General features: G+C 37.3%; 10 protein-coding genes and 1 pseudogene. 10 read left to right on the top strand and 1 reads right to left on the bottom strand.

The window, feature by feature from the left end:
- Positions 1–363: 363 nt before the first annotated feature.
- From TOL5_RS15555 to TOL5_RS15510, 10 genes and pseudogenes are all read left to right on the top strand, one after another.
- The gene (locus TOL5_RS15555) at positions 364–1221 is read left to right on the top strand and encodes a TonB family protein (RefSeq protein WP_121774499.1); all 858 of its coding nucleotides are present in this window, start codon (positions 364–366) and stop codon (positions 1219–1221) included.
- Positions 1222–1262: 41 nt separating this feature from the next.
- A complete protein-coding gene (locus tag TOL5_RS15550) occupies positions 1263–1859 on the top strand; it encodes a biliverdin-producing heme oxygenase (protein WP_009586442.1) in 597 nt (198 codons plus the stop codon).
- A gap of 30 nt (positions 1860–1889) precedes the next feature.
- Positions 1890–2315, top strand: a complete 426-nt coding sequence (locus TOL5_RS15545; RefSeq protein WP_009586455.1) for a YbaN family protein — start codon at positions 1890–1892, stop codon at positions 2313–2315.
- Between the two features lie 21 nt (positions 2316–2336).
- Positions 2337–2774 (top strand): Fur family transcriptional regulator, encoded by a 438-nt coding sequence (locus tag TOL5_RS15540; RefSeq protein WP_004828689.1) that lies wholly within the window; start codon positions 2337–2339, stop codon positions 2772–2774.
- Between the two features lie 235 nt (positions 2775–3009).
- A pseudogene (locus TOL5_RS15535) lies at positions 3010–3578 on the top strand (sigma-70 family RNA polymerase sigma factor).
- Positions 3579–4592 carry a FecR family protein gene (locus tag TOL5_RS15530; RefSeq protein ID WP_046761195.1) on the top strand — a complete coding sequence of 338 codons (1014 nt, stop codon included), beginning with the start codon at positions 3579–3581 and terminating at the stop codon, positions 4590–4592.
- A 424-nt stretch (positions 4593–5016) separates the two neighbouring features.
- On the top strand, positions 5017–8148 hold the full coding sequence (locus TOL5_RS15525) for a TonB-dependent receptor (RefSeq protein ID WP_221260726.1): 3132 nt from the start codon (positions 5017–5019) through the stop codon (positions 8146–8148).
- 202 nt (positions 8149–8350) lie between these two features.
- Positions 8351–9109 carry a Slam-dependent surface lipoprotein gene (locus TOL5_RS15520; protein ID WP_009586465.1) on the top strand — a complete coding sequence of 253 codons (759 nt, stop codon included), beginning with the start codon at positions 8351–8353 and terminating at the stop codon, positions 9107–9109.
- Positions 9110–9172: 63 nt separating this feature from the next.
- Positions 9173–10663, top strand: coding sequence for a surface lipoprotein assembly modifier (locus TOL5_RS15515; protein ID WP_221260494.1), 1491 nt, complete (start codon positions 9173–9175; stop codon positions 10661–10663).
- 259 nt (positions 10664–10922) lie between these two features.
- Positions 10923–13250 carry a TonB-dependent receptor gene (locus TOL5_RS15510; protein ID WP_151781132.1) on the top strand — a complete coding sequence of 776 codons (2328 nt, stop codon included), beginning with the start codon at positions 10923–10925 and terminating at the stop codon, positions 13248–13250.
- Positions 13251–13506: 256 nt separating this feature from the next.
- Here TOL5_RS15510 and TOL5_RS15505 read toward each other — a convergent pair whose 3' ends face one another.
- The gene (locus TOL5_RS15505) at positions 13507–13881 is read right to left on the bottom strand and encodes a hypothetical protein (protein WP_162987681.1); all 375 of its coding nucleotides are present in this window, start codon (positions 13879–13881) and stop codon (positions 13507–13509) included.
- Positions 13882–14030 lie beyond the last annotated feature (149 nt).

Below are 14030 nucleotides of genomic sequence, written 5' to 3'. Positions count from 1 at the left end.
CGATACTTTTTAAATAATTTTAATAAAATCAATATCTTGGTTTAGTTTGTTGTTTGGTTATATAAAACTTGCAAGGTCTTAATGGATATTGAAAGTTGATTCAGTAGGGGGGATAAAATTTAAGAGAAAACAGAACTAAAATAAGAATAGTTTACATTTCATTACATTTCTCATTAGGCTTTTTTCCATTCTCATTCGTCTATATAGATATAAGGCAGATTTTTTATGGGTCTGCTTTGATTTAGCTAAAGAGGAATGAGTATGGTAATTCAACATTACAGATCAAATAGCCAAGATATCCTGAGCAATTTATTTCAGGATGCTGTTTCCAATATTTCATCACTTCATCATTAAGTTCAATTGATGTCTGTAGTATTAACCAGTAGATATGATCGACAAACGTATATGACGTTGTGTGGGGTCATGCTGGGGCATGTCTTATTGATTTGGTCGATGACTTTTTTACAAACTGATCAATTCGTTGAAACGCATTCACCAGAAAATGCGATCAAAATTCGCTTTGTCCGTATGAATAAGACAGAAACGGTTCAAGAGAGCCGTACAGATACGGCAACCGATTCGACACAATCACAAATGCAAGCAGTAACACAGCAACAGAATGCTAAGACACCGATATCCAAGCAAAAACAAAGCAAAGTAATTCAGAGTAGCGAATCCAAGAAAGTGATCATGGATCAACCAAAACAAAATACTCAAAGAGCCACACTGACAAAAACAACAGATCAATCTTCAAATAACAGCACAGCGTCGAATCAACAACAATCCATGCAAACGCAAACCAAGACTGATTTAAATACTTCGAAACAACAGTCATCTTCTGGGCAATCAAATGAGCAGACTCAAAAATCTGGTGGCGAAGAAGGTCGAGAAAATAAAAAGGAGCAAAGTGCTGAATCTGCACCAAAACCGCAACAACCGATTATGGTCAGTAAGGTTGATGTATTGAGCTTTGGCAAGCTGAATTACGATGACCGTGAGTTACAGAATCAACAGCGTTTACTGGTTTTGACTATCAAGATTAATCCTCAAGGACAAGCGATTGATGTCAAAGTGAAACAAAGTACAGGATTAAGCAGTTTAGATGCACGAGGTGTTCAGGCTGCACAAAAAACCAAATTTAAACCACACATCTTAAACGGTGAAGCAGTTGCTATCGTGGTGGATTTTCCCATTCAGCTTAAGCTTGGTCGCAACCGCTGATTGGACTAACAGGTGTATACAACGTTTATTGAGGAATTTTTATGAACGCAGCGACAGAAAAAGCAATGACAGAAAGTTTAATGCAACGTTTAAAGCAAACGACTGCTGAAGAACATGATCGCATGGAAGTTTTGATGCAACAATCGGGTGCTTTTGCCAGCCAAGAAAATTATGCCCAATTCACACTTTCACAGTATTACTTTCAGAAAGATGTTGAGCATTTATATGAAGATTCAAAGGTGCAACAGTTGATTCCTGATTTAGATGTGCGTGGTCGTTCTGATGCAGCATTGCAGGATTTGGCTGATTTAGGTGTGCAGCCACAACAAAGCGATATTGCGACGCATACCGTGAGCTTTCCACAATCATTAGGCTGGATTTATGTCTCTGAAGGTTCGACATTAGGTGCAGCATTTTTACTCAAAGAAGCGCAAGCTAAATTTGGCTTTAATGCAGAGTTTGGTGCACGTAATTTGGCAGCATATCCAGAAGGTCGAGGCTTAGTATGGAAACGTTTCAAGCAAACGCTGGATGAGGCAAATTTTAGTTCAGAAGATCAACAACTAATTATTGAAGGAGCGATGCAAGGCTTTCAGCGTTTTGGTGAGCTTTTAGCACAATTGAAAACACTGAAATAAATGATGAATCGTTGAAAAGGGAATCAAACAATGAAGCAAACAGGAACTGAAACAGATATTAATACCAGTATGACATTGCCAGAACCGAAACTGGCGAAGTCATGGTTGGTACGTTGCGTGTGTATTGCACTCGCAGGTTTATGTTTGATTTTGGGTACCATTGGTTTAGTTGTACCAGGTTTGCCTACGTTTGATTTTTATTTTCTTGCAGCAATTTTTGCAGCCAAAGGCTCAAAACGAATGCATCACTGGATTGTAAACAATCGACTGATTGCACCAATTTTACAGCAGTGGCAGACCCAGCGCACATTACCTACAAAAGTGAAGTTATTTTCTTTGTTGAGTATGAGTGTAGCAGCTGGAATTTTAATTTTGACAGTGCCTCATCCGTGGGCAGTCGGTGCAATTATTATGATGATGATTTGCGTACAATTATGGATGTGGCTTAAGGCATGAATTTATGAGGATTATCTTTGGATGGAAATCTTTAACCCCTATAAAAATATTGAAGAATTAAAACATTTACTTCTACAAGCAAATTTAAAAGTGACGACAACAAGATTAACAGTACTGAATATTTTAAAAAATGCACGGCGTGAACTCACTGCCGCAGAAATTTTATACAATCCATCACCTCAGGTTAAAAAGCTGTCTTTTGCAGGCGTATATCAGACCTTGAGGCAGTTGGAAGAAGCTGGTGTGTTGGTGAAATTTAAACTTGGAAATGAACAGGCACTCTATTCATTTAAAAATTGCCAGACCAATATCCGAATATGCTGTAAAAAATGTGGTCAATTACAGTTGATTCATGATCAAGATTTGGAAGGTCATCTTCAAGCGTTGATGCTGGCACATGGTGCTAGCACTTATCATCTCACTTTGGAAAAGTCGGAGTGTTTCTATTGTGATGGTTAAAATGATGTCTCACTTATATTGATGACAATAAAATCTATATTTATTTGAAAATATTCATAAGGACAGGTATATAAATTTGGATACAAAAATGATGCGCTGTCATAGATTTTTTTAATAAGGTTTTATAGAAAAATAATTGTTATTTTTAATCCATATATCGCAACAATATACGATTGGTCGACAAAAATGTAATTTAAAATTCAGTGATTTTAGAGAAGAGCTGCTTGACATTTAAATGATAATTATTATCATTTGTGTGAGCTTAAACGAGTTGATTCTATTGTGAACAAAAATCCTGCATTTGTAGATCAATTGTATCGTGATCATCAGTCTTGGTTACATCAATGGCTGAGAAAAAAGATGGGTAGCAGTGAACATGCGGCTGATTTGGTTCAAGATACTTTTATCAAGATTTTACAGACGCGTGATGAGTTGTTTGGGATAAAAGAGCCGCGTGCTTATTTAGTCACGATCGCACGTAATTTAATGATTGATCAAGTCCGCCGCAAACGCATTGAGCAAGCGTATTTGGATGAATTAGGTCAAATGGAATATCTTTTAGATGTGATTCCTTCACCGGAAGACCAACTACAGATTATTCAAGCGATTGATCAAATTTGTCAGGCATTGGCATCTGTTTCTGAAAAAGCCCAACGTGCGTTTGTTTTACATTATTTTGAAGGTTTGACTCATAAAGAGATTGCCGAGCAGATTGGTGTTTCAACGAAAATGATTCAAAAATATCTCGCAACATGCTTGGTGCAATGTTATGTGTTAAAGCAAGAGAAGGATTTGTTTGTATAAATGATAGATGATCAGAAAAGCAAACAAAAATTAATTGAAGAAGCCGCAGAGTGGATTGTATTGCTCAGTGCTGATGATGATTCAACAAAAAAAGCGGCAAAAATGGATTTTGATGCTTGGAAAAGTATGAGTCCACAACGACAAAAAATTGCACAAGATATTGAACATTATCTGTATTCCATTCAAAAACTGGTACAGACCCCGCAACAGCAACAAATGACACAAACCGTACTGAAAGCAGGTTTGCAAAGTGCAAACAAACAAAAGAATTTACGTTATGGTAGCCTCTTTGCCATTACATTATGTTGTTTTGGCGGAATTTACACTTATCTCGCCTATCATCCAATCGCTTACCTCACGGCTGACCTCAAGTCTTCGGCAGGAGAATGGAAGACTCAAAGCTTAAACGATGGGTCAACGCTGAAATTTCGTGGTCAAAGTGCAGTCAATGTACATTTTTCTGCTAATCAACGTGTCGTTGAATTGGTCCAAGGCGAAATATTTGTAGATGTCGCTAAAGACCAAGCACGTCCATTTATTGTTCAAACACAACATGGTCAAATCGAAGCTTTAGGCACTGCATTTAGTGTTCGTTATCAGCCAGAACTTACAGAACTCAAGATGTTGCATTCTAAAGTGAAAGTACAAACTTCTCACTTCGTTAAAGAACCATCCAAGCCATCTTCCGTGATTGTATCCGCAGGGCAGGAAGTCACATTTAATGGATATGCTATACAACCCATTCATGATTTGAATATCCATAACGAACAACAAAAATGGATGCAAGGTCAGTTGATTGTTGAAAATATGCCTTTATCGAAAGTTTTGACGGAATTAGATCAAAATAGCCGAACGAAAATTATATTTAAAACGGATCAACTGGAAAAAATCCAAGTCAATGCAGTGTTGCCTTTAGATCAAACTGAAAATGCTTTGAAGTTGTTGAATAGTGTTTTTCCACAACTCAAGATTTATCAAATCACGCCGTATCTGACTGTGGTAACGACTCAATAAAATAAGTAGTTATATCTATGAGTCGGTTTACATCTCAATCAACCACATTGCTCTCACCACTCAACAATGAGTGATCTGAAACGCATTGATTAATGAGAACAGACGATTACATTTTATCAATAAAGTCCTGTCTCAGGAAATTGTGGCTGACTTTTTTTAAGTTTCATATTTTATCAAGAATTTTATCGAACTCAGGTTAAAGACAAAAGTTTCTTGCCTGATCAAGATCAATCAGATTTAGAAAGCTTCCCAAAGCTCCGTTTCGTCATAAGTCTTAGACCCGTTCAAGTTTCATTTAAAAAAATTTTTAATTCTAGGTTCCACTTTTTTATTTCTCGTGCGTCATATTAAGTAGAAGCAAAGATTAGGATTCATTTAATTATGTATGTTGAATGATTCTTATTTACATTTACTGGGGCGTAAAATGAGCAAAGCTGCTTGGGATAAAAAGCAAACAAAATCTTCTTTTCGAGTTTCATCATTGGCATTTGCTATTCATGTTGCTTGTGTGGGGATTGGTGCAATGGGGCTGGCGCAAAGCGTCTCTGCGCAAACTTTGGAATCACGTTCTTATCATATCCCAGCAGGTTCACTTGCCAGTGTTTTAAATACTTTTGCTGAACAAGCAGGTACCACGATTGCCATAGATGCCAATTTATTAAAAGGAAAATCCAGTTCTGGTTTGACTGGGCAATATGATGTGGAAAGTGGTTTCCAGCGTATTTTAGCACCCACTGAATTTGTTGCAGCAAAAGTGGGCAGTGGCTATATGCTCAAGCAAGTGACTCAAGCTGAACTCAAAACCGCAGCAGCAACCACTCAATCAACAGCCACCGAATATGAAAATGCGGTGCAACTTAGCCCAATGACTGTTTTTGGCACAGTTAGTCGAGATACAAAAGGGCAGAATGATGTTTATGACCAAGATATTTCTAGCGTCTACGCCAGCAAAGAGCAAATAGAACGATATAAAGGCGCTCAGCCAGCAGACTTATTTAAGGGAATGGTCGGAGTATACAGTGGGGATGCTCGAAATAGTGGTGCTTTAGATCCAAGCATACGTGGCGTTCAAGGACCGGGACGAGTGCCAGTGCTTATTGATGGGACAGAGCAAGCACTAACAGTATGGCGCGGTTATAACGGTGCAAATAACCGTAGTTATATCGATCCGAATTTAATCGGTGGGCTACAAGTCATCAAAGGACCTTCCATCACCCGCAATGTAAACACAGGTGTCGGCGGTGCTGTCGTTATTCATACTTTGGCTGTAGATGATGTTTTAAAAGAAGGTAAAAATTTTGGTGGAGAAATAAAAGTAGAAACCAGCAGTAATGCAGTGAAACCTAGAGAACCGCAATTACTCACAGGTCAAAGTATTTATGATAATCCCAACTATCCGCCAGTAGCAACGAACTGGCAAGGTAAGCCAATATTCGAACCTTATTATGATCCGTCTTTATTTAAGATGGCACGCCAGAATAAAGAGAACAATATATACTCAGGTGATGATGTTGCGACTCGTATCGCTTTGGCGGGGCGTACTGATAACTTTGAAGTATTGGCTGCTTATGCTTATCGGAATAAGGGCAATCATTTTGCCGGAAAAAATGGCAGTGAATATTATAATAAACCATCGCAGGAACGTTATAACTATGTTCCTTATCTTGCCAAAATTTATCCGGGAGGTACAGAAGTTCCGAATACATCTCTGGAAACAGAATCTTATTTGTTGAAAGCAACATGGAAGCCGACTGATGAACAGCGTTTAGAGTTCGGTTATCGGGACACTTCAATCACCAACGGAGAAATACTGCCCTCGAGAATTGCTTGGGAGGCATTGGTAAAAAACAAAACAGGCGTACCACAGTGGCCTTTAAGTCATATTGACTCCAAAGCCTATAATATGGAATACAAATATCAGCCTCAAAACAATAATTTGGTTGATTTTTACAGCAATATTTGGCGAACTGATACCAAAAGCAATACCTATAGTTCTGGTGGATTTCCCAATGATACCAATGAGAACTTGGGCATCTTTGTGAACAGTGCCGTCGCAAACTCAGACAATACTCGCCAAGGAATAACCTTGAGCAATAAGTTTAAATTACTGTCTAGTCTTGGCTTGACTGTTGGTGGAAGTTTTCAAAAAGAAAAGCTCAGTTCAGATGATATTTATAAAGACCCAAATATTAACGGAACGAATTCAGGTTATCGAATGGTACCGAGAGCAGGACGTCGAGAAGAAAAAGAGTTTAATTTTAACTTTGACTATCAGCCTGTATCATGGCTGACGCTAAATGCAGGTGCAAGATATCAAAACTATTGGGCCTTTGATGATTTTCTTAATGAACGGGTCAATGCAGGTGATCCCCAGTTTAACCTGATTAAAAAAGCCACTGCATTAAGCATGATTTATTTTACCAAAAAAGCAAATATGACCCCAGAACGAGAACAACAAATAAGAAATACATTAGATGCATCCGCTTTGGCTCAGGGCTGGACGGAAGAATATAAGCAAAAAGAATTAAAAAGGTATATATATACTCAACGTAATACGATTAACTATCAAAAGGATAGTCGTGGAAAATTAACCATTGCCAATAATCCCTTTTTAAATGGGACTTTAGTGGAGGGGCGGGATTATGGATATTATGCGAGCGGCACTCAAGGTGCTTATGAAGATATTGACTTAACCCAAACAGGTGTGCAAAAAAGCAAAGATAGTGGTTGGACACCGACGGCTTCAGCAACGGTTAACTTTAACTCGAATAGTCGAATGTATTTGCGCTATAGCGAAGCATATAGAATGCCAAGTATGTTTGAAAGTACGCTTGGTTTTTCTGGAACTTTAAGTGGTTATAAGTTAGAACCTGAACATGCATCGAACTATGAACTCGCCTATGTCCATAATCTTTCAGAGTTTTTTAAAAACAGCAGTTATGCCGATATTAAATTGGCTTATTACTATAACAAAACCAAGAATGCGATTGAGCGTAGTCCAACTTTGGCATTTAGTAATGTCGATAGTCTCACTACAGAAGGACTGGAACTACAAAGTCGCTTTGACAATGGACGTTTCTTTACGGATTTGAGTGCCAATTACCGTTTTAAGAATAAAGTATGTGATGAAAATTCAGCAATGATTTTGGGGGCAAATAAGCAGTTCTCAGTAAATCGCTGTGTCGATGATGGATTTGTAGGGGGATATTTGGTCAGTATGGCAATTCCCAAATATTCAGTAAATTTGACGCTTGGAGGACGTTTCTTTGATCAGAAATTGGAATTGGGTACACGAGCGAGTTATTACCAAAAATATGAAAATCCTGAAACGAAAAACTATAACGGGATAGAGATGAGTTATTACGCCAATACCCCTTTGGCTTGGAACTCAATGACCATTTTAGATGCTTATATCAATTATCGACTGAAGCAGGACACTTTATTTGAATTGGTGGGAACTAATCTCACTGACGAATTTTATATTGATCCTTTAACCCGTTCGGCAATCGCAGCACCTGGTCGAACATTTAAGCTAAGCATTACCCATAAGTTTTAAGGAACTTAAAGGTAATTAACCGAATTTATTGCACGTGGTGTGCAATAAATGTGTGGAAAATAAGACAGGTACTCCTTGATTTTACACTTAAATTGAAAAATTAAAATCAGTGCAGCACATGTTTTATTTTAAATGATAATCATTAAGTTTTTTATTTTTATTCTTAATGGTAAAACTTTAAACTCATAACGAGGAATTTAAAATGAAACTTCAATCTATCTCACTGGCTGTTTTACTATCTATTGGTTTAGTCGGTGCTGCTCAGGCAGCTATAGTCGGTGAGTCGAGTGATGTTAGTAAAATCGAGGTCGCAGCTACAGGTTCACTTGGACCAACTCATCCAAACTCGGGTGTAGGTTTCGGAATCAAAGACTTTTATAACGGCGCAGTTGTTGCATTCTCGGGTTTTAACGGTTATGCAGATGGCAATGGGGTAGTGCGTTTGAACCCGTATTTACCAGGTCTTCCGCCAACACATGCTGCTATCGGTTATGCCAACTATAAACAAGTGCCTACGCAAGACGTTTGGTTTGGTGAGTGGAATGCCGAAGCCAAAGATGCCAGTGGAAACCGTCTAGGTACAGTTGATCCAACAACACATACTGTTTATTACAATGGTAAAGATGCGGATACCAGCGTACCGTCTACAGGTACTGCAAATTATAGCGTTCAAGGTGTCAATAATTATAATGGCTCTAATTTGTTGTCAGGTACGTTTACTGCAAACTTTGCAACCAAACAGTTAACTGGTTCATTGAGCGATAGTTCACGTACCTTTAATTTAGGTACTGCAACAATTAATAATGACGCTACGATTAGTGGTTCAAATGCATCTTGGACAGGTGGACCTTCTGGTGGTGATGTTTCAGGTCAGTTTTATAATAGCCAAAGCAGCTTAGCAGGCATTGCAACATTTGTAGGTAACAATACATATGATGTTGCATTCGGCGGTAAGAAATAATGATTTGAATAAGAAAGGCTTGCTTCGGTAAGTCTTTCTTTTTTTTATTTTATAGGGTGATCAATGAAAAAAATAGTATTGCTTGGCGTTGTGGTACTGTGTGGAGAATCTGTCTATGCAGCAGATGATACCAGTATCAGGTTAAATCAGGAAATTAGTCAGCAGCAATATCAAAATGATAAGAAACTACTCAAATCAGATGATCCCAAAAAAGACCAAGCATTACCGAATCTGATCATACAAGGTCAGGAATATATGGTGAAGGATGAACCCGCAGAAGTTGCTTATGCGCTTTATTTGGCGGTGATGCAAAAACAATGGCAAGTCGCTGTACGTTATTTAGAAAAATATAAAAAATTTCCAAATTATGATCAGGCTTTGACTGAATTCGCTGAAGGCGTCATGGCACGAACACAGGGAAATTTAAGCTTGGCTGAAAGTAAACTACAACACAGTCTAAAGATTCAATCCAATAATTTAATGACACAGCTTGAGCTGGCACGTGTCTACACCGAACAACAAAAAAATCAGCAAGGACTACAGTTATTTCAGCAGATTCAATCTCAATTGAGCATGTCTACCGATCCTGCTGCTCAAGGTATTCTTCAAACTGTAGAGATGTATCTTAAAGGACTTAAACAACGTGATGCATGGCAAGGTTCCTTAGCTTTTGGTTCACGTTATGCCAGTAATATCAATAACGCTTCAAATAAATACGACATTGTGACCTATTACGGTATTGACCCAGAGACGAAGGAAGTCGTGCCTGTCGAACAATTAAAGCGAGGTACACCAGATGCGATCAGTGCGCAAGGTCTGGATTATGAAGCCACGTTAACCAAGCGTTGGTCACTTTCTGGACAGCATGGTATTGCTTTACGTGGATTATTCTATGGTCAAGTTTACCCAGAACAGACAGATTATAATGAATTAACTTTTAATTTAAATGCGGGTTATAGTTTTTATAATGAACGTAATCAAGTCTTGGTTGCTCCTGTATTTGAACATAAATACTATGCACATGATCCACTTTACAGTGCTTATGGGTTAAAAGGCGAGTGGATGCGTTTTATTTCCAACGATAAAGCCGTCAAGTTAGAAGCTGAAATGAATGATATGAACTATTCTCAGTATAAGGGGCAGAATGGCACGGAATATTCAGTCTATTCAACTTTTTGGAAAATTTTACCAAAAAACTGGACCTTATTTGGTGGACTGGATTTCGTTGACCATAATACCCAAGAGCAATATTTCACAGCATATCAACAACAAGGCATACGTTTAGGGCTGTCCAAAAATTTTACCGCAGGCTTTAACACCAATTTATTTAGTTCTTTTCGTTGGCGTCAATTTGATAAATTTACGCCTGCATTGGAGGCTAGGCGACATGATTTTGAACAAAACTATACCTTGATTTTAAGTGCGCCACGTTGGGCTTTTTACGGTTTAACACCGAATCTTACTTATCAATATAATCAAAATAACAGTAATGTAGAGTGGTTGTATTCCTATGATAAACATAATATCAGCTTAAAGTTAGAACATCGTTTTTAAACTTATATTTTAACTTAAGCTCATAAAAATCATCTTTAATTCATCAATATAAGTATCAGATCAATGATGCAGCATTTCAGAACAAAGAAATTTGTTCATAGATAGCATCAATTGTTTAAATTATTAAGTTAGATCAAAGGCTTATTCAAATTTTTTTATCACAATGCTGTTTGTTGGATAAATCATTAAGATTATTGTCGTTGAATAGTTAAATGTGATGTTATAACATAACAATAAATTACAATCTGGATATATCATCGTGCGTCGTCATAGTTTAGCCATTGCAATTTCTTTACCGATCTTTCCTGCCTATGCGGTGGATAATAAAGAGCTCAATGTTTTACCCATCATTCGAGTAGATGCAGAAAAAGACATTTTTAAACAAGATCTTGTGGTTGTAAAAAATAAAAATGCGGACAATAAAACTTTAGGAGATGCCTTAAAGCAAGTTTCAGGAGTGCAAAGTAGTGCTTTTGGTCCAAATGCTGGTGCACCAGTCATCCGTAGTTTAGGCGGCAATCGAGTACAGATTTTAGAAAATGGTCAATCGCTTTATGGAATGAATGCAATCAGTGGCAATATTAATATTCCATTTGATCCATTGTTTAGCCAATCAATTACGGTCAATAAATCCTCTGATACGGTGCGTTATGGCGGGAATGCTATTGGTGGGAGTGTGGACATTGATACAGGAATCATTGATCAAGTGCTTCCTGAAAAAAAAACTGAACTGGAACTTGTCGCTAAAAAGGGCTGGAATGATTTTGATGCAAAGGGCTTTAAATTAAATTTAAATAACCAAAAGAATTTTTCGACCAATTTCTTATTTTCGACGCAAGAGATTGCGGCATATAAAATTCCGGGTAACGGTAAAGCAAAAGTCTGTAATAGCGCACTATTTCCTGCAACAGGTGGAGTGAATACAGGTTTAGCTGATGCTTGCCAAAAAGAAGCACGAATTCAACAGGTGTATAACACGGCATCACAGCCATATATTGACCAATTCATGACAGAAAATCCAGATTGGGCAGATGGTACATTTTCTTTTTATACAGACAAGCCAACATCTGTATGGAGTGGGAAAACTTATACCAATCCTGTAAATCCAAATTATGTTCCGAATAGCAAACAGTTTACGGAAAATAAAATTAATAAGGACGTTACCCCGAACTATAGCGGTAAGCTTGGAAACAGTTACTTAGATAATCAGCATTTTGCTGTAGGCACAACATATTTTCTTGATCGAGGATATATCGGACTCAGTGCTGATTCGAAGAAAAGTGAATACGGTGTTCCGGGATTTTCTCTTGAAAATAAATCCTTTCAATCGACCAGTGAAAGCGTTCCAGTAGGGGTTAAAACGGATCAACGAAGATATTCACTTGCCAGTGAACTTAACTTTAGCCCATTGTTGCTCAATCAAATTCAGTTTAATGCCAGTAAAACAGTCAATACCTCTGCTGAGTATCTGGGTACTGGGATGGCCAATCGTTATCAATTTGATACACAACAAGCAGAATTATTACTTAAACATCGACCAACCGAATTTTGGAGTAGTTTTGTTGGTCTAAATCAAATAGATCGTAAAGTTGAAGGGCAAGGGAAATTACGCTATTTACCTCATGTTGATACTCGAACACAAGCTGTATTTATTAAGGAAAAATTAGACTTTGACTGGCTAGAATTAGATGCAGGTTACCGTAATGAAAAAGTAGAACACAAAATTCAAGCGAGTGATTTTAAAACAGCAAGAAACTCACCAAATACTAAGTTAAAGGATACTGAATTTGATTTAGACAGTTATAGCTTTGGGTCTTATTTCAAATATAATGATTTATTGGGCTTAAAATTACGCTATTCGGTTTCAGATCGAGCGCCTGAAATCAATGAGCTTTATGCGAGTAATGCGCACTACTCTACCATGATGCAAGAGGAAGGAAATCAAAAGCTCAAAGCAGAAAAGTCGAAAAATCTAGAATTGACAGGATTATTGAATTATCAAAATTTTAATTTAACTGCCACTGTTTATAAAATGAAATATGACAATTACTTATACTTAACCCATTCAGGTGTGCAGACTCAAAACCGTTTACCGCTTAAATATTGGACACAGACAGATGCTGAAATCACAGGGTTTGAAGTTGATTTAAAACAAAAAGTTGAATTAAATGCCTATGGCTCAGTTGTGGTATCCGCATTTGCCGATTTTGTTAAAAATAAGAACCTTCATCCGAATCAGTTTAGTCTGTTTAATGACGGAAACTATTTACCCAATATGCCAACCAACCGTTATGGCATGAGTGTTGAATGGGCACAAAATGATTGGTCTGCGAGATTATCCAGTATCTATTATGATAAGCCTCAATATTTGGGAAAAAGCGTGTCTGAAGAAGTACCATTGCCAGCATATAACATGATGGATTTTCAAATTCAAAAACACTTCAAACTACAAAAAACCAGTATGGACGTATTTTTAAATGGATCGAATTTATTGAATGAAGATGCAAGACCACAAAACTCGCCGTTAAAATATATTGCACCGCTTCCTGGACGTGGTTTTCAAGTCGGTGTAAATATAAAAATCTAATCGGCTTGATTAACCGGATTGAGAAGTATTGTTTTCGCTATCTTAATCATGCAGCATTTCAACAGAAATCAACTGATCATCTGCGCCTTGTTCTTTGAGAATAGGGCGCTTCCAATATGATTTATGATGCTTGATTTTTTAATTGATCAATGAGAGCAGGGCGTGGTTATAAGCTTCAATGATTTAAGTCATCGTTGAAGCTTTGAGAATTAAGTCGTGTATTGATTTGGCTTACAAAGGTTTAATATATAGCGCTTTAACATGCAACGGCAGCTTCTCGCTCAAAAATAGAATCAACCTGTTCAAAGGCAAGTGCTCTTGGACGATTTTGATATTGGCAAGCGTAACTGTTAACGGCATTTTCTAAGATTTGTAGGAAATCATTGTATTGTTCTTCAAAATCTAACAGATCAAGTAAGTCCAATTTACGGCTATGATGACAATTGTATTTTTTAATAAAATTCAACAATAAGTTTTGAATCGGCGTATTGGTAAAGTAGATTAAATAGGTGGCTGCAGAACCACAATGTAAACAACCTTTTTCAAGATAAATTTCTTCATTATTTAGCCAACAGCATTGTAGTGTGAAAAATGCTCGGATGGCTTCTGTTGCTAGAGTAGGCTGTTCCACAATATTCACCAAATTTTAAATAATGCAATTGATAATCATTATCAATTAATTTCTAGAAAAAGTCCATTCAATAAAGGACAAAAAGTTGTCGAATAGAGCATTTACAAAAGTCTTTATGTAAACGATAATTATTATTGTTTGTATTTGCG

The sequence above is a fragment of the Acinetobacter sp. Tol 5 genome (assembly GCF_019702905.1).
GTDB lineage: Bacteria > Pseudomonadota > Gammaproteobacteria > Pseudomonadales > Moraxellaceae > Acinetobacter > Acinetobacter bereziniae.
The sequence above is the reverse complement of the archived record's forward strand: the minus strand, read 5'-3'. Positions and strand labels throughout refer to the sequence as shown.